Source organism: Streptomyces sp. NPDC032721 (assembly GCF_055579625.1).
The window spans coordinates 63,916-87,798 of the sequence record NZ_JBVIMX010000014.1; the positions used below are offsets into that span (position 1 = coordinate 63,916).

21 protein-coding genes and 1 pseudogene are annotated in these 23,883 nt (G+C 72.4%); 12 read left to right on the forward strand and 10 right to left on the reverse strand.

Going from position 1 to position 23,883, the window contains the following annotated elements; translation table 11 throughout:
- The first annotated feature begins 33 nt into the window (after nucleotides 1–33).
- Genes ACZ5PB_RS27755 through ACZ5PB_RS27765 form a run of 3 tightly spaced genes read left to right on the forward strand, consistent with a single transcriptional unit; the run spans nucleotide 34 to nucleotide 4,066 of the window.
- Nucleotides 34–2,118 (forward strand): putative cobaltochelatase, encoded by a 2,085-nt coding sequence (locus ACZ5PB_RS27755; protein WP_468694692.1) that lies wholly within the window; start codon nucleotides 34–36, stop codon nucleotides 2,116–2,118.
- Complete coding sequence (gene cobO, locus ACZ5PB_RS27760) at nucleotides 2,118–2,717, forward strand: cob(I)yrinic acid a,c-diamide adenosyltransferase (RefSeq protein ID WP_468694693.1); 600 nt, start codon at nucleotides 2,118–2,120, stop codon at nucleotides 2,715–2,717. The genes ACZ5PB_RS27755 and cobO overlap by 1 nt, the downstream gene beginning before the upstream one ends.
- Entirely contained in the window at nucleotides 2,711–4,066 is a 1,356-nt protein-coding gene (locus ACZ5PB_RS27765; RefSeq protein ID WP_468694694.1) for a cobyrinate a,c-diamide synthase, read from the forward strand. Before cobO ends, ACZ5PB_RS27765 begins: the two co-directional genes overlap by 7 nt.
- Nucleotides 4,067–4,131: 65 nt before the next feature.
- On the opposite strand, the gene ACZ5PB_RS27770 is transcribed toward ACZ5PB_RS27765, so the two are convergent.
- Entirely contained in the window at nucleotides 4,132–4,866 is a 735-nt protein-coding gene (locus tag ACZ5PB_RS27770) for a ZIP family metal transporter (RefSeq protein WP_468694696.1), read from the reverse strand.
- A gap of 113 nt (nucleotides 4,867–4,979) precedes the next feature.
- Here ACZ5PB_RS27770 and ACZ5PB_RS27775 point away from each other — a divergent pair.
- Nucleotides 4,980–5,420: pseudogene (locus tag ACZ5PB_RS27775) on the forward strand (cobalamin biosynthesis protein); the annotation flags it as partial.
- The gene (gene cobC, locus ACZ5PB_RS27780; protein ID WP_468694697.1) at nucleotides 5,420–6,538 is read left to right on the forward strand and encodes an Rv2231c family pyridoxal phosphate-dependent protein CobC; all 1,119 of its coding nucleotides are present in this window, start codon (nucleotides 5,420–5,422) and stop codon (nucleotides 6,536–6,538) included. The pseudogene ACZ5PB_RS27775 and the gene cobC, both read left to right, overlap by 1 nt.
- Before the next feature lie 65 nt (nucleotides 6,539–6,603).
- Here cobC and ACZ5PB_RS27785 read toward each other — a convergent pair whose 3' ends face one another.
- The gene (locus ACZ5PB_RS27785) at nucleotides 6,604–7,083 is read right to left on the reverse strand and encodes a MarR family winged helix-turn-helix transcriptional regulator (RefSeq protein WP_468694699.1); all 480 of its coding nucleotides are present in this window, start codon (nucleotides 7,081–7,083) and stop codon (nucleotides 6,604–6,606) included.
- 139 nt (nucleotides 7,084–7,222) lie between these two features.
- Between ACZ5PB_RS27785 and ACZ5PB_RS27790 the strand changes: the two genes are divergently transcribed.
- Nucleotides 7,223–8,299: an alkene reductase gene (locus ACZ5PB_RS27790; protein ID WP_468694700.1), complete on the forward strand. Its 1,077-nt coding sequence runs from the start codon at nucleotides 7,223–7,225 to the stop codon at nucleotides 8,297–8,299.
- A gap of 68 nt (nucleotides 8,300–8,367) precedes the next feature.
- Here the strand turns inward: ACZ5PB_RS27790 and thpD are convergent, their stop codons facing one another.
- The 5 genes from thpD to ACZ5PB_RS27815 all read right to left on the reverse strand — a co-directional run bounded on the left by thpD (nucleotide 8,368) and on the right by ACZ5PB_RS27815 (nucleotide 13,088).
- Nucleotides 8,368–9,282, reverse strand: a complete 915-nt coding sequence (thpD, locus tag ACZ5PB_RS27795) for an ectoine hydroxylase (RefSeq protein ID WP_468694702.1) — start codon at nucleotides 9,280–9,282, stop codon at nucleotides 8,368–8,370.
- Nucleotides 9,283–9,285: 3 nt separating this feature from the next.
- Nucleotides 9,286–9,684: an ectoine synthase gene (locus ACZ5PB_RS27800; RefSeq protein WP_362415251.1), complete on the reverse strand. Its 399-nt coding sequence runs from the start codon at nucleotides 9,682–9,684 to the stop codon at nucleotides 9,286–9,288.
- Nucleotides 9,685–9,735: 51 nt separating this feature from the next.
- The gene (gene ectB, locus ACZ5PB_RS27805; RefSeq protein WP_468694705.1) at nucleotides 9,736–11,004 is read right to left on the reverse strand and encodes a diaminobutyrate--2-oxoglutarate transaminase; all 1,269 of its coding nucleotides are present in this window, start codon (nucleotides 11,002–11,004) and stop codon (nucleotides 9,736–9,738) included.
- A gap of 74 nt (nucleotides 11,005–11,078) precedes the next feature.
- Complete coding sequence (ectA, locus tag ACZ5PB_RS27810) at nucleotides 11,079–11,633, reverse strand: diaminobutyrate acetyltransferase (protein ID WP_468694706.1); 555 nt, start codon at nucleotides 11,631–11,633, stop codon at nucleotides 11,079–11,081.
- 348 nt (nucleotides 11,634–11,981) lie between these two features.
- Entirely contained in the window at nucleotides 11,982–13,088 is a 1,107-nt protein-coding gene (locus tag ACZ5PB_RS27815) for a pyridoxal-phosphate-dependent aminotransferase family protein (protein WP_468694707.1), read from the reverse strand.
- 107 nt (nucleotides 13,089–13,195) lie between these two features.
- Between ACZ5PB_RS27815 and ACZ5PB_RS27820 the strand changes: the two genes are divergently transcribed.
- On the forward strand, nucleotides 13,196–14,284 hold the full coding sequence (locus ACZ5PB_RS27820) for an amidohydrolase family protein (RefSeq protein WP_468694709.1): 1,089 nt from the start codon (nucleotides 13,196–13,198) through the stop codon (nucleotides 14,282–14,284).
- Nucleotides 14,285–14,578: 294 nt separating this feature from the next.
- The gene (locus ACZ5PB_RS27825) at nucleotides 14,579–15,544 is read left to right on the forward strand and encodes an SCO1860 family LAETG-anchored protein (protein WP_468694710.1); all 966 of its coding nucleotides are present in this window, start codon (nucleotides 14,579–14,581) and stop codon (nucleotides 15,542–15,544) included.
- A 193-nt stretch (nucleotides 15,545–15,737) separates the two neighbouring features.
- Here the strand turns inward: ACZ5PB_RS27825 and ACZ5PB_RS27830 are convergent, their stop codons facing one another.
- Both ACZ5PB_RS27830 and ACZ5PB_RS27835 read right to left on the reverse strand, forming a co-directional pair.
- Nucleotides 15,738–16,796 carry an aminotransferase class V-fold PLP-dependent enzyme gene (locus ACZ5PB_RS27830; RefSeq protein ID WP_468694711.1) on the reverse strand — a complete coding sequence of 353 codons (1,059 nt, stop codon included), beginning with the start codon at nucleotides 16,794–16,796 and terminating at the stop codon, nucleotides 15,738–15,740.
- A gap of 47 nt (nucleotides 16,797–16,843) precedes the next feature.
- Nucleotides 16,844–17,557 carry a DsbA family oxidoreductase gene (locus ACZ5PB_RS27835; RefSeq protein WP_468694920.1) on the reverse strand — a complete coding sequence of 238 codons (714 nt, stop codon included), beginning with the start codon at nucleotides 17,555–17,557 and terminating at the stop codon, nucleotides 16,844–16,846.
- A 174-nt stretch (nucleotides 17,558–17,731) separates the two neighbouring features.
- On the opposite strand from ACZ5PB_RS27835, the gene ACZ5PB_RS27840 reads away from it, so the two are divergent.
- The 4 genes from ACZ5PB_RS27840 (at nucleotide 17,732) to ACZ5PB_RS27855 (ending at nucleotide 22,406) form a co-directional block, all read left to right on the forward strand.
- On the forward strand, nucleotides 17,732–18,757 hold the full coding sequence (locus ACZ5PB_RS27840; protein ID WP_468694713.1) for a hypothetical protein: 1,026 nt from the start codon (nucleotides 17,732–17,734) through the stop codon (nucleotides 18,755–18,757).
- Nucleotides 18,754–20,142 carry a sensor histidine kinase gene (locus ACZ5PB_RS27845; protein WP_468694714.1) on the forward strand — a complete coding sequence of 463 codons (1,389 nt, stop codon included), beginning with the start codon at nucleotides 18,754–18,756 and terminating at the stop codon, nucleotides 20,140–20,142. The genes ACZ5PB_RS27840 and ACZ5PB_RS27845 overlap by 4 nt, the downstream gene beginning before the upstream one ends.
- Nucleotides 20,139–20,819 carry a response regulator transcription factor gene (locus ACZ5PB_RS27850; RefSeq protein ID WP_468694716.1) on the forward strand — a complete coding sequence of 227 codons (681 nt, stop codon included), beginning with the start codon at nucleotides 20,139–20,141 and terminating at the stop codon, nucleotides 20,817–20,819. Before ACZ5PB_RS27845 ends, ACZ5PB_RS27850 begins: the two co-directional genes overlap by 4 nt.
- 126 nt (nucleotides 20,820–20,945) lie before the next feature.
- Entirely contained in the window at nucleotides 20,946–22,406 is a 1,461-nt protein-coding gene (locus tag ACZ5PB_RS27855) for a peptidoglycan D,D-transpeptidase FtsI family protein (protein ID WP_468694717.1), read from the forward strand.
- A gap of 54 nt (nucleotides 22,407–22,460) precedes the next feature.
- On the opposite strand, the gene ACZ5PB_RS27860 is transcribed toward ACZ5PB_RS27855, so the two are convergent.
- Nucleotides 22,461–23,813 carry a S28 family serine protease gene (locus ACZ5PB_RS27860; RefSeq protein WP_468694719.1) on the reverse strand — a complete coding sequence of 451 codons (1,353 nt, stop codon included), beginning with the start codon at nucleotides 23,811–23,813 and terminating at the stop codon, nucleotides 22,461–22,463.
- Nucleotides 23,814–23,883 lie beyond the last annotated feature (70 nt).

The window sequence follows — 23,883 nt, forward strand, 5'->3', positions numbered from 1 at the left end:
TCACCACACCTCCCTCGAAAGGGGAACCCGTTAATGGCCACGGCTCCTTATCCGTTCACCGCAGTCGTCGGGATGGACGACATGCGGTTGAGCCTGCTGCTCAACGCCGTGTCCCCGGCCATCGGCGGGGTGCTCGTCCGGGGCGAGAAGGGCACCGCCAAGTCCACGATCGTGCGTGGTCTCACGGCGGTGCTGCCCGCGATGGACGTCGTCGAGGGGTGCAGGTTCTCCTGCGCTCCCGGTGCGGCGGACCCCCACTGCCCGGACGGGCCGCACGAGCCCGGCGACGGCGTCACCCGGCCCACCCGCATGGTGGAGCTGCCGGTCGGCGCGTCGGAGGACCGCCTGGTCGGCGCGCTCGACATCGAGCGGGCGCTGAGCGAGGGCGTGAAGGCCTTCGAGCCGGGGCTGCTGGCCGACGCGCACCGGGGAATCCTCTACGTCGACGAGGTCAATCTCCTCCACGACCACCTGGTCGACCTGCTGCTCGACGCCGCCGCCATGGGCGCGTCGTACGTCGAGCGCGAGGGGGTGTCCGTGCGGCACGCCGCGCGGTTCCTGCTGGTGGGGACGATGAACCCCGAGGAGGGCGAACTGCGGCCGCAGTTGCTCGACCGGTTCGGGCTGACCGTGGAGGTGGCCGCGTCCCGCGACACCGACCAGCGGGTGGAGGTGGTGCGCCGCCGGCTGGCGTACGACGACGATCCGGCCGGTTTCGCCGCCAAGTGGGCGGGCGAGGAGGCCGATCTGCGCGAGCGCGTCGTGGCCGCGCGGGCGCTGCTCCCCCAGGTCCGCCTGGGCGACGACGCGTTGCGGCAGATCGCCGCGACCTGCGCCGCCTTCGAGGTCGACGGGATGCGGGCCGACATCGTGATGGCGCGCACCGCGACCGCGCTGGCCGCGTGGGCGGGCCGGGAGGACGTACGGGAGGAGGACGTACGGCAGGCGGCGCTGCTCGCGCTGCCGCACCGCAGGCGCCGCAACCCCTTCGACGCACCGGGGCTGGACGAGGACAAGCTCGACGACACGCTGGCCGAGAACAGCCCGGCGGACGACGGCGAGGGCCCGGACCCCGACCCCGGCACGGACCCGGACACGGACCCCGACGGGCCCGGTGGCGGCGGCCTTCCGCCGCAGCGCGACAGCGACGGCGGCGGCGCCCCCGACGCGCCGCAGCAGGGCGGGACGGAGCAGGGCGACACGCCCGAACCGCCCGCCCCGCAGGAGCAGGAGCCCGCGCAGGGCGCGCCGTCCGGCGCCCGTGAGCAGCCCGCCGCGAAGGCGGCGGAGCCGTTCCGCACGAAGATGCTGAGCGTGCCGGGCCTCGGCGAGGGCGCGGCCGGGCGCAGGTCCAGGGCGCGTACCGAGCACGGCCGTACGACCGGTGCCGTACGTCCCCGGGGTGCGCTGACCAAGCTGCACCTGGCCGCCACCGTGCAGGCCGCCGCCCCGCACCAGCGGGCGCGCGGGCGGGCCGGGCGCGGGCTCGTGGTGCGCAGGGACGATCTGCGGCAGGCGACGCGGGAGGGGCGCGAGGGGAACCTGGTGCTGTTCGTGGTGGACGCCTCGGGGTCGATGGCGGCCCGGCAGCGGATGAGCGCGGTGAAGGGCGCGGTGCTCTCGCTGCTGCTGGACGCGTACCAGCGGCGGGACAAGGTCGGTCTGGTCACCTTCCGGGGGAAGGAGGCGGAGGTCGCCCTTCCGCCGACGTCCTCGGTGGACGCGGCGGCGGCCCGGCTGGAGACGCTGCCGACCGGTGGGCGCACTCCGCTGGCCGCCGGGCTGCTCAAGGCGCACGAGGTGCTGCGGATCGAGCGGCTGCGGGATCCCTCGCGGCGGCCGCTGCTGGTCGTGGTGACGGACGGGCGGGCGACCGGTGGTCCCGAGCCGGTGGCGCTGGCCGGGCGGGCGGCGCGGCTGCACGAGGCGGAGGGCATCGCCTCGGTGGTGGTGGACTGCGAGTCGGGGATGGTCAGGCTCGGTCTCGCGGGCGAGCTGGCGAGGGAGCTGGGCGGCACGGCCGTCACGCTGGACGAGCTGCGGGCGGATTCGATCGCCGGACTCGTCAAGGACGTTCAGGGTCAGGGTTCACGGAGCACTTCGAGGAAGGCCGCGTAATGCCGCAGGGACAGCCGGAATCCGTACCGAACGACGGGCTCACCACCCGCCAGCGCCGCAACCGGCCGCTGCTCATGGTGCACACGGGCATCGGCAAGGGGAAGTCGACGGCGGCCTTCGGGATGGCGCTGCGGGCCTGGAACCAGGGCTGGCCGATCGGGGTGTTCCAGTTCGTGAAGTCGGCGAAGTGGAAGGTCGGCGAGGAGAACGCGCTCAAGGCCCTCGGCGCCACGGGCGAGGGCGGCACCGTCGCCTGGCACAAGATGGGCGAGGGCTGGTCCTGGGTCCAGCGCGACGATCAGGTCGACAACGAGGAGAAGGCCAGGGAGGGCTGGGAGCAGGTCAAGCGCGACCTGGCGGCCGAGACCTACAAGTTCTACGTGCTCGACGAGTTCGCGTACCCGCTGCACTGGGGGTGGATCGACGTGGAGGAGGTCGTGCAGGTGCTGCGTGACCGTCCTGGCACGCAGCACGTCGTGATCACGGGCCGCAACGCTCCGCAGGCGCTGCTGGACGCCGCCGATCTGGTGACGGACATGTCGAAGGTGAAGCACCCGATGGACGCGGGTCAGAAGGGTCAGCGGGGCATCGAGTGGTAGCACGGATCGTGGTGGCCGCGCCGTCGTCGGGCAGTGGCAAGACCACTGTCGCGACGGGGCTGATGGCCGCCTTCACGGAGCGCGGGCTGAGGGTCTCGCCGCACAAGGTGGGTCCTGACTACATCGATCCGGGGTACCACGCACTGGCGACGGGGCGGCCGGGGCGGAACCTGGACGCCTACATGTGCGGGCCCGAGCAGGTGGCTCCGCTCTTCGAGCACGGGGCGGCCGGCTGCGACCTGGCGATCGTCGAAGGCGTGATGGGGCTGTACGACGGGGCCGCCGGGCAGGGCGAGCTGGCGTCCACGGCGCAGATCGCCAAGCTGTTGCGGGCACCGGTGGTGCTGGTGGTGGACGGGTCGTCGCAGTCGCGGTCGGTGGCGGCGCTCGTGCACGGCTTCGCGTCCTGGGACCCGGAGGTGCGGATCGGGGGCGTGATCCTGAACAAGGTCGGCTCCGACCGGCACGAGGAGCTGCTGCGGGAGGCCCTGGACGGGTCGGGCGTACCGGTCCTGGGTGCCCTGCGGCGGGCCAGGCAGGTGCGCACGCCGTCCCGGCACCTCGGTCTTGTGCCGGTCGCCGAGCGGCAGGCCGAGGCGGTGGAGGCCGTCGCGGCGCTGGCGGAGCAGGTGCGCGGCGGGGTGGACCTGGAGGCGGTGCTCGGGCTGGCGCGCGGGGCGGGCGGCGGCCCCGGGAGTGCGGCGTGGAGCCCGGCCGGGGGCGGTTCCGCCCGCAATGGTGGGGGCGGCCCCGTGGTCGCGGTCGCCGCCGGGGCCGCGTTCACGTTCTCGTACGCCGAGCACACGGAGTTGCTGGCCGCTGCCGGGGCCACCGTCGTACCGTTCGACCCGCTGCGTGACGAGGGGCTGCCCGAGGGGACGGCCGGGCTGGTCATCGGGGGCGGGTTCCCCGAGGTGTACGCGCCCGAGCTCTCCGCGAACGAGCCGCTGCGCAAGGCCGTGGCGGAGCTCGCACGGAGCGGGGCGCCCATCGCCGCCGAGTGTGCGGGGCTGCTGTACCTGGCCCGGTCGCTGGACGGGCAGCCGATGTGCGGGGTGCTCGACGCCGAGGCGCGGATGTCGGAGAAGCTGACGCTCGGCTACCGGGAGGCCGTCGCGATCGGGGACAGTGCGCTGGCCGGGGCAGGTACGCGGCTGCGCGGTCACGAGTTCCACCGGACGGTGCTCGAACCGGGTGCCGGGGCCGCCCCCGCCTGGGGGTTCACGCATCCGCAGCGCCGCGTCGAGGGTTTCGTACAGGACGGTGTGCACGCCAGCTATCTGCACACGCACTGGGCAGCAGCCCCGCAGATGGCGTACCGGTTCGTGGAGCGGTGCGCACAGCCGTGAGCAGAGGAGTGCGCACAGCCGTGCGCGGAGGAGTGCGGACGGCCGTGCGCAAAGGAGTCCCGCGCTCAGCCCGCGATGCCCACCACCAGCCAGATGAAGCCCACGCCCGCGACCGTGCACAGCAGGGTCGAGCGGGCCGGGTGGTCGTGGTGGGCCTCGGGCAGGATCTCGGCCGCCGCCAGGTACAGGAGTACGCCGCCGAAGAAGCCGAGATAGCTGCCGAGCAGTTCGGCCGGCAGGGTGAACAGGAGTGTGGTCGCGGCACCGACCACCGGAGCCGCCGCGTCCGCGAACAGCATCGCCAGTGCCTTGCGCCGGGCGTTCCCGTACAGGCGGGTCAGCGTGTACGTGTTGAAGCCGTCGGCGAAGTCGTGTGCGACCACCGCGAGCGCCACCGCCACGCCCATGCTGCCGCCCACCTGGAAGGCGGCGCCGAGCGCGATGCCGTCCATCAGGCTGTGGCCGACCATGGCGGAGCCGGCGGCCAGGCCCACCTCGGGGACGCGTTCGCCGGGGTCGGCCCCGTGGGCCGCCTGGTGGCGGGCGAGCAGGTGCTCGGCGACGTGCGCGGCGAGGAATCCGCCGACGAACAGAAGCAGTGCCTCCGGTACGCCGAAGACCTCCCGGCCGGCCGCCTCCAGGGCCTCCGGCAGCAGGTCCAGGCCGACGACGCCGAGCATCAGCCCGCCCGCGAGGCCCAGCACGAGGTGCCGCCGGTCGGTGACGCGCTGGGCGACCCAGCCACCGAACAACGTCATCAGGAACGCGCCGAGCGCGACGAGGAGCGCCGTGTACGCCATGCGCCCTTGCTAGCCGATGGGCGCGGGGTGGCGCACCTCGAACTGGGCCGGTTCGCCGTGCGGAGGGAAGTCCGTTGAGTCTTTCGGTGAGTCCTTCGGGCCCGGTGGGGCGGGTCGTGGTGGGCGTCGGGGCGTGCGAGGACGCGCCCGTCGACGAGCTGTACGAGCTGGTCGCGGACGCCCTCGCGGAGGCCGGGCTGCCGCTGGCGGCCGTCGGCGCGCTCGCGACCGTCGACGTCAAGGCGGCGGAGCGGGCGATCGTGGAGTGCGGGCGGCGGCTGGGGGTGCCGGTGCTGGCGTACGGGGCGGCGGAACTGGCCCGGGTGACGGTGCCCCATCCGTCCGGGCGGGCGCTCGCCGCGGTGGGCACGCCTTCGGTGGCGGAGGCGGCGGCGCTGGCGGGGAGCACGGCCGGCGGGACCGGTGGGACGAGTGGTGCGGGGGAACTCCTCGTACCGAAGAGGAAGTCGAGCCCTGCGGGCAGGCCTGCCATGGCGACATGCGCGGTGGCCCGGGTACGGGGACGGGACGACGAGCGCGAGGGCCGGGGACGATGAGCGTGGACGTGCGGGCAGCAGATCCGGTGGCGGAACCGGTGGGGGAAGCGGAGGCGGCGGGCGCTTCGCCGGTGCACGACCTCCGGCATCACGGTGATGCCGAGGTACGGGGTGCGGCGGCCGGGCTGACCGATCTCGCGGTCAACGTCCGCTCGCACACCCCGCCGGGCTGGCTCAAGGAGCGCATCGCCGCCAGCCTCGACGACCTCGCCGCGTACCCGGACGGGCGGGCGGCCCGGGCCGCGGTGGCTACGCGGCACGGGCTGCCGGTGGAGCGGGTGCTGCTGACGGCGGGGGCGGCGGAGGCGTTCGTGCTGATCGCGCGGGCGGTGCGGGCGCGGCGGCCCGTGGTCGTGCACCCGCAGTTCACCGAGCCCGAGGCGGCGCTGCGCGATGCCGGGCACGAGGTGGGGCGGGTGCTGCTGCGGGCGGCGGACGGGTTCCGGCTGGACCCGGCGGCGGTGCCCGAGGACGCGGACCTGGTGGTGATCGGCAACCCCACCAACCCCACCTCGGTGCTGCACCCGGCCGCCCTGCTGGCCCGACTGGCCAGGCCGGGGCGGACGTTGGTGGTGGACGAGGCGTTCATGGACGCGGTGCCGGGCGAGCCGGAGGCGCTGGCGGGGCGGACGGACGTGCCCGGTCTGATCGTGCTGCGCAGCCTGACCAAGACGTGGGGGCTCGCGGGGCTGCGGATCGGCTACGTGACGGCCGCGCCGGAGACGGTGGCCCTGCTGGAGCGGGCCCAGCCGCTGTGGCCGGTGTCCACGCCCGCGCTGGTGGCGGCCGAGGCCTGCGTGTCGGCGCGCGGGCTGCGGGAGGCCCAGGAGGCGGCCCGCTCGCTGGACCTGGACCGGGCGCACCTGCTCGCCGGGCTGGCGGGTCAGGAGGGCGTGCACGTGGCGGGCGAGGCGCGGGCGTCCTTCGTACTGCTGCGGCTGGACGAGGCGCCCCGGGTACGTGCGCTGCTGCGCACGGCGGGCTTCGCGGTGCGGCGCGGCGACACCTTCCCGGGGCTGGACGAGCGCTGGCTGCGGGTGGCGGTACGGGACCGGACCACGACGGACCGCTTCCTGCGGGCACTGACGGAGGCACGCGGGACCCTCCCGTCCTGACCACCACGCCCGCCCCGAGCGCCCCGCCCTCTCGGCGGCACCGTCCCCTCCGCCGCCCCGCCCCCTCAGCCGCACTCCCCCGCTTCGTCGCCCGCCAGCGGGCACAGGTTTCCCCGTACCCTCTCCAGCAGCGTCAGCAGCTGGCCCGCTTCCTCGTCCGTCAGCCCCGCCAGCGTCGTCCCCTCCAGCTCCGCCCATGCCTCGCGCACCCGTGCGCGCAGGCCACAGCTCTTGTCCGTGGCTTCCACCAGGGACGCCCTGCGGTCCTTGGGGTCCGGGCTGCGGCGTACGTGGCCCGCCTGTTCCAGGCGCTGGAGCGACTTGGTGACCGTCGAGGGGTCCAGGGCCACCGCCTTGATCAGCTCCGACTGCCGCATCGGGCCCGCCTCCCACAGCAGCATCATCACGAACTCCTGCCCCGGGTAGAGCCCCAGCTCGCGCAGCACCCGCCCCGCGGCGATCCGGTGCAGCCGGGCCACCACCGACAGGGAGTGGCTGACCGGACCGCCTGCGGTCAGGCCGGGACAAGCGGGCTCTTGCGACATCAGGAGTTCCTCGTGCTTCTTCGGGTGCTTCAGGCGTTTCCCACACTTTAACTTGGTCGGCCAATTAATGCGCTACAGTGACACCGACGCCAGTTACTTGGCCGACCAAACATTACCTGCTCGCCCTGGGAGCCCCGCCATGTCCAGCACCGCTTTCACCAGCCACGACCTCGCCGGCACCACCCTCGCCAACCGCATCGCCATGGCCCCGATGACCCGCAGCCGGGCCGGTGCGGGCGGGGTGCCGACCGAGCTGGTCGCCGAGTACTATGCCCAGCGCGCCTCGGCCGGGCTCATCGTCACCGAGGGCGTCCAGCCGTCGGTGGTCGGGCAGGGCTACCCGTGGACCCCGGGGCTGCACAGCGACGAGCAGGTCGCCGGGTGGCGCAAGGTCACCGACGCCGTGCACGCCGAGGGCGGCGTGATCTTCGCGCAGATCATGCACGCGGGCCGGATCGGCCACCCCGACCTGCTGCCCGAGGGGCTCACCCCCGTCGCCCCGTCCGCCGTGACCCCGGCCGGCCAGCTCTTCACCGGCACCGGCATGGCGGACTTCACCGAGCCCCGCGAGCTGACCTCCGACGAGATCCACGAGACGGTACGGGACTACGCCCGCGCCGCCCGCAACGCCGTCGACGCGGGCTTCGACGGGGTCGAACTGCACGGCGCCAACGGGTACTTGATCCACCAGTTCCTCTCCGGCAACGCCAACCTCCGCACCGACGAGTGGGGCGGCTCCGCCGCCAACCGGGCTCGGTTCGCCATCGAGACCGTCAAGGCCGTCGCCGCCGAGATCGGCGCTGCCCGCACCGCCCTGCGGCTCTCGCCCGGCAACCCGTTCAACGACATCACCGAGAGCGACGAGGTCCACGCCGTGTACACGGCGGTGGTCGAGGCGATAGCACCGCTCGGCCTCGCCTATCTGCACGCCGCCGAGAACGCGCCGGAGCAGCGGGAGTTCACCGAGCTGTTCCGGGAGAAGTTCACCGGCACCCTCGTCCTCAACCCGGTCACCGAAGGACCGACCGACCACCGCGCGCTCGGCCTGCTGGAGGACGGCACGGCGGACGTGCTCGCCTTCGGCGCGCTGTTCCTCGCCAACCCGGACCTGCCCGCCCGGCTCGCGACGGAAGGCCCGTACAACACCCCCGACCCGGCCACCTTCTTCGGCGGTACGGAGCAGGGCTTCACGGACTACCCGGCGCTCGCCAAGTAGCACCGGGCAGCACGACGAGTGGGGGCGGGACTCCGAGAAGTCCCGCCCCCACTCACGTACCAACAGCCCTACCGCACCGGCGTGAAGTCCCGCGCGCCGATGTAGTCCGGCCGCCGCACGGGCGCCGCGAAGGGCTCGACCGCCGCGTTCTCCACGCTGTTGAACACGATGAAGACGTTGCTGCGGGCGTACGGCGTGATGTTGTCGCCGGAGCCGTGCATGCAGTTGCAGTCGAACCAGGTCGCCGAACCGGCCCGCCCCGTGAAGAGCTTGATGCCGTGCGCGTCGGCCATCCGGGTCAGCGCCTCGTCGGACGGGGTGCCCGCGTCCTGCATCTGCAGCGACTTCTTGTAGTTGTCCTTGGGCGTCTCACCCGCGCAGCCGAGGAAGTGCCGGTGCGAACCGGGCATGATCATCAGCCCGCCGTTGGTGTCGAGGTTCGGCGTCAGGGCGATGGACACCGACACGGTCCGCATGTTCGGCAGGCCGTCCTCGGCGTGCCAGGTCTCGAAGTCCGAGTGCCAGTAGAAGCCCGAGGCGCCGAAGCCCGGCTTGACGTTGATCCGCGACTGGTGGACGTAGACGTCCGAGCCGAGGATCTGGCGGGCCCGGCCCACCACCCTGGGGTCGCGCACCAGCTGGGCGAAGACCGTGCTGAGCCGGTGGACCTCGAAGACGGACCTGACGTCCTGCGACTTGGGCTCGATGATGGAACGCGGGTCGGCCCGTACCGCAGGGTCGGCGATCAGCCGGTCCAACTCGGCCCGGTACAGGGCCACTTCGTCGTCCGCGATCAGCTGGTCGACGGCCAGGAAGCCGTCCCGCTCGAACCCCGCCAGATCACTCGACGTGATCGGGCCCTCCGTCCCGGGCGCCGACCAGACGACCGGGTCCTGGCGCGGGGTGGTCACCTCGGTGGCGCCTCGCGTCGGATAGAGGTCGCCGGTCGCGGAGCCCGTGGGGCTGGTGAGTACGTCCGTCATGGTTCAGGCCTCCTCGGTCAGCAGCGGGTATACGCCGTTCTCGTCGTGGTCCTCCCGTCCGGTGACGGGAGGGTTGAAGACACACACGCACCGGAAGTCGGTCTTGGGGCGCATGGTGTGGCGCTCATGACCGTCCAGCAGGTACATGGTGCCGGGCTCGATCCAGTGGGTCTCGCCCGTTTCGTCGTTGGTGAGTTCCGCCTCGCCCTCGACGCACAGCACGGCCTCGATGTGGTTGGCGTACCACATCTGGGTCTCCGTACCCGCGTAGAGGGTGGTCTCGTGGAGGGAGAAGCCGACCTTCTCCTTGGCGAGCACGATGCGCTTGCTCTCCCAGGTTCCGGTCTTCGCCTTCACATGGCGGTCGGTTCCTTCGATGTCCTTGAACGAGCGGACGATCACGGTGACTTGAGCCCTTCTCCTACGTAACGGTAATGACGTGCCGGTGGTGCGTCAGGCGGTCTCGCGGACCGCGCGGGCCAGGATGCGCAGGCCCTCGTCGAGCTCGTCGGCGGAGATGGTGAGCGCGGGCAGCAGCTTCACGACCTCGCTCTCCGGGCCCGAGGTCTCCAGGAGCATGCCGAGCTCGAAGGCGCGGCGGCAGACGGCGGTGGCACGGTCCTTGTCGGTGAACTCGATGCCCCAGACCAGGCCCCGGCCGCGGAAGCTGACGCCGGCCTCGGCGTTCTCGTCGGCGATGGCCAGCAGGGCGCGCTCGACGAGTTCGCCGCGGGCCAGGGTCTGCTTCTCCATCTGGCCGTCGGCCCAGTACGCGTTGAGCGCGGCGGCGGCGGTGACGAAGGCGGGGTTGTTGCCGCGGAAGGTGCCGTTGTGCTCGCCCGGCTCCCAGACGTCCAGCTCCGGCTTGAACAGGCAGAGCGACATGGGCAGTCCGTAGCCGCTGATGGACTTGGAGAGGGTGACGATGTCCGGCTGGATGCCCGCCTCCTCGAAGGAGAAGAACTCGCCGGTACGGCCGCAGCCCATCTGGATGTCGTCGACGATCAGCAGCATGTCCTGGCGGTGGCACAGCTCCTGGAGCGCGCGCAGCCACTCGGCGCGGGCGACGTTGATGCCGCCCTCGCCCTGCACGGTCTCCACGATCACGGCGGCGGGCTTGTTGAGACCCGAGCCCTGGTCCTCCAGGAGGCGCTCGAACCACAGGAAGTCCGGGACCTGGCCGTCGAAGTAGTTGTCGAACGGCATCGGGGTGCCGTGCACCAGCGGGATGCCTGCGCCGGCCCGCTTGAAGGCGTTGCCGGTGACGGCGAGCGAGCCCAGCGACATGCCGTGGAAGGCGTTGGTGAAGGAGACGACCGACTCGCGGCCCTTGACCTTGCGGGCCAGCTTCAGCGCGGACTCGACCGCGTTGGTGCCCGTCGGGCCGGGGAACATCACCTTGTACGGCAGGTCACGGGGGCGCAGGATCACGTTCTGGAAGGTCTCCAGGAACGCGCGCTTGGCGGTGGTCGCCATGTCCAGGCCGTGGGTGACGCCGTCGCGCTCGATGTAGTCGATCAGGGCGCGTTTGAGGACCGGGTTGTTGTGCCCGTAGTTGAGCGAGCCTGCGCCCGCGAAGAAGTCGAGGTAGGTGTGGCCGTCCTCGTCGAACATGCGGGAGCCCTGCGCGCGGTCGAACACGGCGGGCCAGCTGCGGCAGTAGCTCCGGACCTCGGACTCAAGGGTTTCGAAAACGCTCAGTGCGGGGGGCGTGATGGTCACAGCGATCTCCTGGGATGGGGAGAGGGCGGATGTACGTGTGCGTCGTGCGCGGGGGGGGGCGGGGCGGCGGGACGTCAGCCGGCCGCTACCGGACTGATCCGGTAGAGCACCTCGGGCAGGTGCGCGTCGCCGGACTCGGCGGGGAAGAGCGCTCCGTCGAAGAGGACCTCGCGGGTCAGTTCCGCGCCACGGCGCTCGGCGTAGGAGGTGAACAGCCTGTCGGACGGGACGTTGTCCGGGGTCACGGTCGTCTCGACCGTGCTGATGCCGTGGCTGGCGGCGGCCTTCGTGGTCAGTGCGTCGAGGAGCGTTCCGGCCAGGCCCCGGCCGCGGTGCTCGCCGTCGACCGCTACCTGCCAGACGACCAGCGTCTCCGGGCGCTCCGGGCGTACGTAGCCGGTGATGAACGCGATGGGGTCACCGCCCGGCCGGTCGCGGGCGACGACGGAGGTGGCGGCGAAGTCGCGGCACCACAGGAGGTAGCTGTACGAGGAGTTGAGGTCCAGGACCTCGGAGTCGCGGGCGATGCGCCAGATCGCGGCTCCGTCCTCCACTCGTGGGCTGTCGATCTCCAGGCTGTCGTTCGGCAAAAGGGTTGCGGTCGGTAGGTCTGCTTGTGCGGCAGTCATGTCGATGAAATTTACCGAGCAAATTCAAAAAATGCATCGTGGGCCAGGGTTGGGCGAAATCCGCGCTTGTGATATCGCGCGGGCGCGAAACCGTCCGACTCCGGTCGCAAATCAAGCTGATTTGCCCGGAAATTACCGGGCAAATCTCCTTCCATGTGGGGTCGGTCACAGGCTCGTAACTCCTGCGAGACGTGCCCGAATTGCACGATTCTCCCTTATCGAAAACTTAGCGTTTAGCCTCGGAAGAAGCGGGCATAAGAAAACGGGAAGCTGCGCCGAATAAGCAGCTTCCCGTTTTCCGTGAATTCCGGTGTGGTACTCGGATTTCCTTTGTAATTCCTCTGCGAATTATTCGGCGGGCCAGGTTTCCGTCACTGCCTGCTGGGCAGAAGCGAGGTCCGCGCTCCGTCCGAGCCCGGCCAGCGCCCCGCCCAGGGCCGCTAGCGAGGCCCGTACGACGTCGGCGGTGGCGTCCTGCCCGTAGTGGTTGACCCGGATCATCTCCTTGGCGAGCGCCCCGCCGCCCGCGATCAGCGGCACCGCCGGGTCGAGCGCCAGCGCCTTCGCGACCACCTCGGACGCGTCGAGCCCGCCCGTGACGCGCAGGGTCGTGGCGACGGGCGCCGCGTCCTTCGCCTCGTACACGAACGGCTCGATCCCGCCGCCCAGGGCGAGCGCACCGGCCCGGGCCGCGGCGGCTGCCGCGGCGTGCCGCGCGGTCACGGAGTCGATGCCCTCGTCCGCGATCCGCTCCAGGCAGGCCTCCAGCGCCAGCATCTCCAGCTGCGCGGGGGCGAACATCAGCGCCTTGCGTCCGCCGTCGACCCACCGCTGCTTCCAGTCGAGCAGCGAGAGGTACGAGGCCCTGGGCGCGTCCGGGTTGGCGGCGAACCGCTCCCAGGCGCGGGCGCTCACGGACACCGCGGAGACCCCGGCCGGGCCGCCCATCGCCTTCTGGGCGCCGATGACGCACATGTCGACGCCCCACGCGTCGGGGAGGACCGGCTCCGCGCCCACCGAGGCGACGGCGTCGAGGTAGAACAACGCCCCGTGCGCGCGCACCACTTCACCGATCTCCGCGACCGGGTTGGTGTTGCCGGTGGCCGCCTCGGCGTGCACGAGCGACACGAAGGAGATCTCCGGGTGGGCGGCGAGGGCTTCACGCACCGCGTCGGCGGTGACCGCCGTGTGGAACGGCACGTCGAGGTCGGTCACGGTGGCACCGCAGTCCCGCAGCCAGTTGCCGAAGGTCTGCCCGTAGGGACCGGTGACGATGTTCAGCGCGCTCGAACCGCGCGGGGCGCCGGCCCGGATGCACGCCTCCAGCGGCAGCAGCGCCTCGCCCTGCATGATCACGACGTCCTGCTCGGTGCCGAGCAGGGCGGCGACTTTCCGCTCGATGCGGGCGAAGTCCGCGGCGGTGACGGGAGGCAGGTCCAGCAGGGGGTGGGTCACGGGTGCGCTCTCTTCGGATCTTCGGATCGGTTCTTCGGATCGGTGTTCGGTGCTCGGTGTTCGGTGCTGCTCGGCCGAGGGTAGCCCCCGCTCGTACAGTGCTGGACATGAGCGATCACGAAGTGCTGCACGTGAAGGGGCGGGTGCTCGCCGGGCCCGAGGACGTACGGGAGGAACTCTGGGCGGTCGACGGCCGCATCACCTTCGAACGGCCCCCCGGCGACGGCTTCGCGGTGGTCGAGGGCTGGGTGCTGCCGGGCCTGGTCGACGCGCACTGCCACGTGGGGCTCGACGCGCACGGCGCGGTGGACGCGCAGACCAGCGAGAAGCAGGCGCTCACCGACCGGGGCGCGGGAGCGCTGCTGCTGCGGGACGCGGGCTCGGCGGCCGACACCCGCTGGATCGACGACCGCGAGGACCTCCCGAAGATCATCCGCGCGGGCCGGCACATCGCCCGCACCCGCCGTTACATCCGCAACTACGCCCACGAGATCGAGCCCGGCGACCTGGTCGCGTACGTGGCGGCCGAGGCGCGGCGCAGCGACGGCTGGGTGAAGCTGGTCGGCGACTGGATCGACCGCGAAGCCGGTGACCTGACGCCGTGCTGGCCGCGCGGCGAGGTCGAGGCGGCCATCGCCGAGGCGCACCGGCTGGGGGCCCGGGTGACCGCGCACTGCTTCGCGGAGAACTCGCTGCGGGACCTGGTCGAGGCGGGCATCGACTGCGTGGAGCACGCGACGGGCCTGACCGAGGACACCATCCCGCTGTTCGCGGAGCGCGGCGTCGCGATCGTCCCGACCCTCGTCAACATCGCGACGTTCCCGCACCTCGCGGACGGCGGCGAGGCCAAGTTCCCCCGCTGGTCGGCCCACATGCGGGAGCTGCACGCCCGCCGCTACGACACGGTGCGCGCGGCCTACGACGCCGGGATCCCGATCTTCGTCGGCACCGACGCCGGGGGTTCGCTGGCGCACGGACTGGTCGGCGAGGAGGTCGCCGAGCTGGTGAAGGCGGGCATTCCGGTACGGGACGCGCTGAACGCGACCGCGTGGGGGGCGCGGGAGTGGCTGGGGCGGCCGGGCCTGGAGGAGGGGGCTCCGGCGGACCTGGTGGTGTACGAGGCGGACCCGAGGGCGGACGTACGGGTGCTGGGGGCGCCTCGGCACGTGGTGCTGAACGGGCGGGTGGTGGGCTGAGCGGGGTAGTGGGTTGAGCGGGGTGGGGGGCTGAGCGGGGTAGTGCGCGCGCCGGATTCGCGGGTGCGCCCCTCGGGAGGGTGAGCGGGGTGGGGCTGCGGGGAACGTCCGTGCCTGGAGATCCGAACGTAGGGCCGGAAACACCCCTTTGGGGTGAACTGACGTCAGGTGACTGTCCATTCACCCTCAGTGCGTAAAGATTCCCCGTGTCCCGGCCGTCCGGCTGCACCCACGGTGTCCCCCGTGGCGGGTGCCTGTCCGGCGGTCCCTTTCTCCTGTGGGGGTTCCACCACCTTGAACAGCTCTCTCTTCCGCATGCCCGCACGCCGTTCCGTCGCGGGTGCGGCGGCGCTCGTCCTGGCCGCCGGGCCCGTGGTGCTCCTGTCGGCGGGAACCGCCTCGGCCACCGGCGGTGACCCGGGGAAGGCGAACGCGTCCGTGCTGCGGGCCGGGCTCGACGTGTCGCTCCTGAACAAGACGGTGAACGTGCCGGTGCGGGCGTCCCTCAACGAGGTGCACGCACCGGCGAGCGCCGGACGCACCGCACTGACCGTGACGGTCGACGGTGTCGACAAGGGACGGCCGGTGTCGCTGCTGCGGGCGGACGTCGCCACCGCAAAAGCGACGGTCGAGGGCGACCGGGCCGAGGGGCGTTCCGAGCTGGCGCACGCCAGGGTGCATGTGCCCGGACTGCCGCTGCTCTCGCTGATCGAGCTGGAGAAGGTCACCTCGAAGGCGGTGTGCGTGGCGGGGGCCAGGCCGGTGGCGGAGGCGAACGTACTGGGACGGGTGACCGTGCTGGGCAAGCGGGTCACGCTCACGGCGGGCGGGCGGACGAGGGTGGCGGTGCCGGGGGTGGGCGAGGTCGCGCTGACCCTGTCGAAGACGCACACGACGACGCGGAGTGCGGCGGCGGCCGCGCTGGAGCTGAAGGTGTCGGTGAATCCGCTGAAGCTGAATGTGGCGGAGGTGGAGGGGGTGGTGACGGTGGCGGAGGCTGGGTGCACGGTGCCGGATGTGCGGACGGTGGGGGCGGGGCCGGTGCCTGCGGGAGGGGCTCCTATGGCTGGGGCTCCGGCTCCGGCTCCGGCTGCTGCACCGGCTGCTGCTCCGGCGGAGCTGGAGCCGCAGGGGGCGGTGAACTTGGCGGAGACCGGGGGGAGTTCGGTGACGCCGTATCTGGTGGGGGGTGGCGTGGTGCTGTTGGCGGCGGGGGCCGGGGCGGTGGTGCTGGCGCGTAGGGGGAGGGCGGGGGCGTAGGGCGCGGGGCGGGGGCGGAGGGCGGGCGGGGCGAGTTGTGCGGCTCCGCCGGGGGCCGCCCCCTTGCCCGCCCGTTCCGCCCCCGGGGGGCGGCCCCGCCGCCCAAGGGGGCTGGGGGGGGTGGGGGCAGGGGCGGCCCCGCCGCCCAGGGGCTCGGCGCGCGGCACCGCCGCCCGGCGGGGGCGGGGTGGGGTTAGAGGGTGTTGAGGAGGTGGTCGACGTCCGTCGTGGTGTTGTAGAGGTGGAAGGAGGCGCGGAGGTTTCCCGCTCGGGCGGAGACCCGGATTCCGGCTTCGGCCAGCCGCTCCGCCTGTCCGCCCAGGCCGGGTATCGCCACCACCGTGGAACCCGGCGAGGGCACCGGGACGTGGCCCAGGTCGGCCAGGCCCGCGCGGAAGCGGTCCGCGAGGGCCACGTCGTACGCCCGGACCGCTTCGGTCCCGAGCTCCTCCACCAGCGCCAGCGACTCCACCGCACCCTCGTAGCAGAGGAACGGCACGGACACGTCGAACCGCCGTGCGGAGTCGGCGAGTTCGGCGACCGGGCCGTATGTGCTGGCCCAGGGGTCGGCCGCCGCCGCCCACCCCGCCTGCGCCGGCAGCGTGTACTCCTGTGCCTCCTCGGACACCGTCAGGAACGACACCCCGCGCGGGCACATCAGGTACTTGTAGCCCGCCGCCACCGTGTAGTCGTACTCCCCTGCCGAGGACGACAGCCAGCCCGCCGACTGCGACAGGTCCGCCAGGGTCCGCGCCCCGTGCGCCGAGGCGGCCGCCCGGATCGCCGCGTCGTCCGCGAGCCGCCCGTCCGCCGACTGCACGGCCGTCCAGGCCACCAGCGCCGTCTCCGGGCGCACCTCGGCGGCCAGCTCCTCCAACGGGACGTACCGCACCTTCAGTTCGTCCCGTACGGAGAAGGGGGTGACCAGCGAGGAGAACTCCCCCTCGGGGATCAGCACCTCGGCCCCGGCGGGCAGCGCGCCCGCCACGAGCGACACATGGGCCGCGACCGAGGAGCCCAGGGCGACCCGCTCGCCGGGCACCGACACCAGCCGCCCGTAGGACTCACGCGCCCGCTCGAAGGACTCGAAGGACCCGGGGTTGGCGGAGGTCCCGGTGGCGCTCCGCTCGGCCAGGGCCTTGACGGCGTCGACGGTGCGGCGCGGCAGCAGCCCGTACGACGAGGTGTTGAGGTACGTCGCCTGCGGGGCGAACTCTTCCGGGGCGAGGCCGTGGAGGGGAGAAGTCGTCATGCGGCCACTGTGCCGCGTGCGTCAACTCCCCGTCCACAGCGTTTCGTTCAGGAGCAGTTGCCGTCCACGTCGCAGCTCGCGCCGTCGGCGGGAGCGTCGGACGCGGCGATCGTCATCAGCGGCCCCCGCCCCTGCCAGGCCTGCTCCAGCGCCTGGGTGAAGACCTCGGCGGGCTGCCCGCCGGAAACCCCGTACCGCCGGTCGAAGACGAAGAACGGGACGCCGTTGGCACCCAGTTCGGCCGCCTCGCGCTCATCCGCGCGCACGTCCTCGGCGTACGCCTCCGGGTCGGCCAGCACCGCCCGCGTCTCCGCCTCGTCCAGCCCCGCCCGCACCGCGAGCCCCACCAGTACCTCGGAGTCGAAGACGGAGGTCTCCTCGGCGAAGTTGGTCCGGTAGGCCAGGTCGAGCAGTTCGCTCTGCAGACCGCGCGCCTTGGCGAGGTGCAGTACGCGGTGGATGTCGAAGGTGGAGCCGTTGTCGCGGCCCTCGGTGCGGTAGCCAAGCCCCTCGGCGTGCGCCTGGGAGGCGACGGTCTCCTCCATCGCCCGCGCCTGCTCGCGGGTCCGCCCGTACTTCTTGGCCAGCATGTCGATCACCGGCTCGACGTCGCCCTTGGCGCGGCCGGGGTCCAGCTCGAAGGAGCGGTGCACGACCTCGACGTCCGCGCGGTGCGCGAACGCCTCCAGGCCCTTCTCGAAGCGGGCCTTGCCGACGTAGCACCAGGGGCAGGCGATATCGGACCAGATTTCCACGCGCAGGGCGGCGGGGGCGGGCGTGACCATGGGTTTCTTCTCTCGATTCGCACAAGTACAAGTCTCAACAAAGAGGGCAACGGGGCGGACCCGCGTTCCATTCCCGCTCCCCCGCACGGCGGAGGCGGATCGTCGCCCGGCAGGACGCGGCGCGGCCGCCCGCCCGGAAGCCTGAGGGGCATGGCACACACACCGCTCACCGCACGCGCCGCGGCCGCCCCGGAGCTCGCCCTCCCCCGGCCCCTCTCCCCCGCCCGCCACGTCCTGCGGGCCGTGGCCATCGCCTCCTGCGTCCCGTACCTGGCGCTCAAGGTCAGCTGGATCGGCGGCGGCCGACTGGGCATTCCCGACGGGAGTGTCCTGCTGGACCGCCCGGAGATGATGGCCGTCGGCAACGCGCTGACCGTCCTGATGGACGCGTGCGTGATCGTGCTGGCGCTGCTGCTCACGCAGGGGTGGGGCCGCCGGGTCCCCGCCGTGTTCCTGCTCCTGCCGATGTGGGCGGCGATCGGGCTGCTGGCGCCGATCATGGCGGGGTTCCCGCTCCAGCTGGCGGTGGAGGCGTTCGCCGGGGGCGCGCCCACTCCCTCGGACAGTGCGCCGTTCCTTCAGGAGTGGGTCTTCATGGTGGTGTACGGCGGCTTCATCCTCCAGGGCGTCACGCTGGGATCGCTCTTCGTGCCGTACGCCCGTGAGCGGTGGGGCCACCTGTGGCAGGGCCGGGTCGGCACGCTCGCGCCGCTCGGTGGCGGGCTGCGGACCACCGCCCTGACGGCCGCCGCGCTGGCCGTGCTCGCCGCCGTGCCGTGCGTGCTGCGGGCGGTCGGGGCCGCGGAACGGTTCGGGCTGGGCGACGGTCCTGACGGGAGCGGCGCCCTGCCGGTGAGTGCGCGGGTCGTCGCCGGTGCGCACGCCGGATTCGCGCTGGCCCTGGCCGCGAGCCTGCTGGTGCTCGTGCTGCGGATCGGCGGCGGGCTGCCGCTGAAGGCACCCCTGGCGGTGGCCTGGGTCAGCGGCGGGGCGCTCGGCTGCTGGGGCGGCTGGCTGCTGCTCAGCTGGACGATCGGCGGCTTCGACGGGGAACGGCCCGCCACCGTGCAGGCGTTGTCCTACGCTGTCCAGATGATCACCGGTCTTCTCGCCCTCGGCGGCGGCACCGCGTTCTTCCTGGGGCGGCGGCACGGCGGGCGGCGGCTCGGCGCATGAACCGTGCACCGCGCGTGAACCGTGCACCGCGCATGATCCGCGTGCTGCGGGGGCGGCTGTTCGGCCGCCCGGCCCGGGCGGGCTGGCTCCATCTGGTCGTGGGCGGTGCCCTGTTGATGCCGTTCTACCTGGTCGCGGTCGTGGTGGTGGGGCCCGCGACCGGTGCGCCCAACGTCTTCGTCTCCGTACCGACGCAGTTCGGGGCGTTCCTGGCCACGCTGCCGATGATCGCCGTCTTCGGGCTGCTCGCTCCGGCCAGGCCGTTCTCGGTGGCGGCGATCCGTTCGCTGAAGCTGCTGCCGGAGGCGCCGGGCGGCGGCGACGGGCTCGCGGAAGGGGCGGCCGGGACGCGGGCGGCGCGGGTGCGGACCGCCGGGTGGTTCGTGCTGCACCTGGGGCTCGGCGGGATCATCGCGGGGGCGTCGCTGGCGCTGACCCCGTTCGCGGCGCTGCTAGTGGTGCTGCCGTTCGCGCCGGGGCTGCGGGGCAGCGGGTTCGACGTCCCCCCGTTCAGCGACCGGACCTGGACGCTGGCGCTCTCCCCGGTGGCCGGGGTCGTGTCGATGCTGCTCCTGGCCGCCGCGAGCGCCGCGTGTGCGGCGCTGCTCGTCCGGGTCGCACCCGTACTGCTCGGGCCGAGCCCCACCGACCGGCTCGCGGCGGCCGAGCGGCGGGCCGCCGACCTGGCCGCCCGCAACCGGCTCGCCAGGGAGCTGCACGACTCGGTGGGGCACGCGCTGAGCGCGGTGACGCTCCAGGCGGGTGCGGCGCGCAAGGTGCTGGACAGCGGGCGGCCCTCGGACGTGGAGTTCGTACGGGAGGCCCTGACCGCCATCGAGGAGACCACCCGGCGTACGGTCGGTGAACTCGACGCCGTACTGGGGGTGTTGCGCCGGGGCGAGGAGAATTCGGCGGACCTCGCGGGCCCGGCCCTCGACGCGCTGGACGACCTGGTGGCGCGCAGCGGTGTCGCGGTGGCGCGCACCGGGGACGGCGACCTCACCGAGGTGCCGGAGCCGGTGTCCCGGGAGGCGTACCGGATCGTCCAGGAGGGCCTGAGCAACGCGCTGCGGCACGGCGGCGGGGTACCCGTGTCGCTGCGTCTCGCCCTGGAGGACGGCACATCGGAGAAGGACGGGGAATCGAACGACGGGGAACCGAGGATCTTGAGCATCGTGATGGAGAACCCACTGGCCGCCCGCGCGCCCGTGGCGCGCCCGGGAGGCGGTCGCGGTCTGCGCGGCGCGGCGGAGCGGGCAATCCTGCTCGGCGGGCGCACCGAGGCCGGACCGCACGACGGGGTCTGGCGCCTCACGGCCCGGCTGCCGCTCGCGCCCCGCCCACGTACCGACAGCCATGACCGCACCGAAGGCGGCACCCGATGAACGAGCCCCGCACTCCCTCCGCCCCTCCCGTCCGCCTCGTCCTCGCCGACGACGAGCGCATGGTCCGCACCGCCCTGCGCGTCATCCTCGACGCGGAACCCGATCTGGAGGTCGTCGGTGAGGCGGCCACCGGTGCGGAGGCGGTCTCCGTGGTGCGTGCGCTGCGCCCGGACGTGGTCCTGATGGACGTACGGATGCCCCAGATCGACGGCATCCGCGCCACCGAGCAGATCCTCGCCACCCTCGACCCGCCGCCCCGGATCGTCGTCGTCACCACCTTCGAGAACGACGCTTATGTGTACGACGCGCTGCGCGCGGGCGCGGCCGGGTTCCTGCTGAAGCGGTCGGCCGCCGAGGACCTGGTGCAGGCGGTCCGGCTGGTCGCCCGCAGCGACAGCCTGCTCTTCCCGGCCGCGGTCCGGGCGCTGGCCGCCGAGTACGGCCGGCAGGCCGAGGCGGCGGCTCCGCCCTGGGTGCACCGGCTCACCGAGCGGGAGTCGGAGGTGCTGCGGCTGATGGCCAAGGGCCTGACGAACGCGGAGATCGCCGCCGCCGTGGGCTTCGGCGCCGCCACCGCGAAGACCCATGTGGCTGCGGTGCTGGCGAAGACCGGGGCCAGGGACCGCACCCAGGCGGTGATCCTGGCGTACGAAACCGGATTCATCCGCCCCGGCTGACCGCCCGCCGCGCCTCCGCCGTACCCCCGCCGCGCCTCCCCTGCCCCACTCCCCTCATGAGGAAACCATGAGAAGTGGGGCACAACGGGAACATCTGACCGGTCTTCGCTCGTCCTCCCCCACAGGATGAACAAGACGATCAGGCACGCCTCGGTCTTCTGTCTCCTGCTCGTCCTCGCCCTTCTGGTGCGGGTGACCTGGGTGCAGGCGTACGAAGGCAAGGCTCTCGCAGACCACAAGGACAACCGGCGGAACATCATCGCGCAGTACGCGAACCCGCTCGGGAACATCATCGTGGCCGGTTCCCCGGTCACCGGATCGAAGAAGACGGAGGGCAGCGACCTCGCCTACAAGCGCACCTACACCGACGGCGAGCTCTACTCGGCGGTGACCGGCTACAGCTCGCAGGTGTACGGCTCGACGCAGCTGGAGGGCGTCTACAGCCACATCCTGGACGGCACCGACGACCGGCTGAAGAACCCCTCCGACCTGCTGACCGGCAAGCACACCCGGCCCGGCAACGTCGTCACGACCATCGACCCGGCCGTCCAGAAGGCGGGCTACCGGGCGCTCGGCAACAAGAAGGGCGCCGCCGTCGCGATCGACCCGAAGACCGGCCGGATCCTCGGCATGGTCAGCACCCCGTCGTACGACCCCTCCAAGATCAGCGGGCAGAGCGACGGCGAGGAGTGGCGGCGGCTGACGTCCGGCGAGGACGAGGACAAGGCGATGACCAACCGGGCGATGCGCCAGCCGCTGCCGCCCGGCTCCACGTTCAAGCTGGTGGTGGCCTCGGCCGCGCTGGAGGAGGGGCTCTACGGCTCGGTGGACGTGCCCACCAGCAGCCCCGACCCGTACACCCTGCCCGGCACCCGGACCGTGCTGCACAACGAGAACCGGTCCGCGCCCTGCGAGAACGCGACGCTGCGCGCGGCGCTCAAGTACTCCTGCAACAACGTCTTCGCGAAGCTGGCCGTGGACCTGGGCCAGGACAAGGTGAAGGCGATGGCGGAGAAGTTCGGCTTCAACAACGCCAAGCTGGACGTGCCGGTACGGGCGTACGCGAGCGTCTACCCCAAGGGCATGGACAAGGCGCAGACCGCGCTGACCGGCATCGGCCAGTTCGACGTGACGGCGACGCCGCTGCAGATCGCGATGGTGTCGGCGGCGCTTGCCAACGGCGGTGAGATGCCCGCCCCGCACATGGTGTCCGAGGTGCTGGCCGCGGGCGGCGACGTCCTGGAGAAGTTCGAGGACGGGGACGGCGCCAAGCGCGTCGTCTCGGAGCAGACCGCCAAGCAGTTGCAGAGCGCGATGGTGACGGTCGTCGAGGAGGGCACCGGCACCAACGCCCGCATCCCGGGCGCGGAGGTCGGCGGCAAGACCGGCACCGCGCAGCACGGCGTGAAGAACAGCAAGACGCCGTACGCCTGGTTCACCTCGTACGCGAAGGACCCGTCGAGCGGCAAGGAGGTCGCCGTGGCGGTCATGATCGAGGACTCGGGCGCGGCCCGCTCCGAGGTCAGCGGAAACGGTCTGGCGGCCCCGGTGGCGCAGAAGATGATGAAGGCGGCGCTGGGGAAGTAGCGGCGGAGTTGACCGCCGTGGCACGCACGGCGGTCAACTCACCGGACGGGAGGGCTACTTGACGCCCGCCCACCGCTTGACGGTCGCCTCGGCCTCGGCCCGCTGTTCCGGCACCAGCTTGGAGATCAGGGCGCCGTGGTTGGTGTTCGGGGCCACGTACAGGTGCGAGTCCTTGCGCGAGGGGCGGTAGCGCTCCGCGCTCCACGGGTCATTCTGCCCGTAGACGAACATCATCCGCTGGCCGTGCTTGTTGACCCAGCGGTCGACGTCCTTGGCGTCCCAGCCGCTGTAGCGGGTGCGCATGTCGGCGGGGAGCAGGGAGTTGGGCTGGTAGATGTCCGGGTAGTTGCGGACGTCGCGCAGGTGCTTGAACTTGAGGTCGGCCCAGCCGAGCTGGGCGGCGGCCTGGCGGTAGTACGGGCCGGTGCCGGCGGGGCCCGCGTCGGCGTCCGAGTAGATGCTCAGACCGTGGCCGAGCGACCAGTCGTAGAGCTCTTTGTCGGTGGCCTTCTTGGCGTCGGGGACGCCGGGGCAGTTGGTGTAGGAGCCGGACTGCCAGAAGTTCCAGACCTGGTCCAGGACGGAGAACTCGTAGGCCCGGTCGGTGGTCCCGAGCTGCTTGAAGGTGAGGCCCTGCTCCTTGGAGGTGGCCTCGAAGAGCGGGAGGATCGCCTTGCGGCGGACCAGCATCTCGCGCTGCACGGCGTCCAGCGCGGTGCGGCACTCGGGGGTGCCCACGGTGGCGAAGAAGTCGTCGTAGACGCGGTCGTCGCGGTTGTTCGCGTCGTTGGGGGCGACATAGGCGACGACGGCGTCGAGGTCGTCCGGGTAGAAGCGCTCGTGGTAGACCTGCGTCATGCCGCCCTTGCTGGCGCCGGTGCCCAGCCACTTGGCCCGGTAGATCGTCTTGAGGGCCTGCACGATGTTGTGCTCGTCGGCGGCCTGCTGCTGGATGGTCAGCTTGCGCCAGTCGACCTTCCCGGCGGGCACGGACTTGTCGAAGAAGCGGTGCTCGACGCTGACCTGGTTGGCGCCCAGGAGCGTGGTGATCTCACGGGTGCCGGAGGACAGGGTGTAGCCGCCGGTGTAGTGGACCATCGGGGCGGTCTCGGCCTTGTGCCACAGCGTGAACCGCTGCTCGAAGGTGCCGCGTCGCGGGTTGTCGTGGTCGACGGGCTGTCTCAGGGTGAGCGTGAAGAAGGGGCGGCCCTCCTTCTGCGTCTCGGAGACGATGCGCAGTCCTTCGATGCGCTCCAGCTTCTCGCGAATGCTCGTGGCGTTCGCGTCCGCGGCGGCCTTCGCGGTGGACGCCGGGGTGGGCGCCGCGGTGGCGGCGCTGCCGGTGAGCACGCTGGTGGCGGCTATGACTCCGGCGCAGAACAGGCTGGGAAGTACCTTGGTACGCAAGCTGATTCCCCTCGGGCGGATGGTGACGCTGTGCCGGGGCACGCGTCGCGGCCACGCATGGTAGGCACGG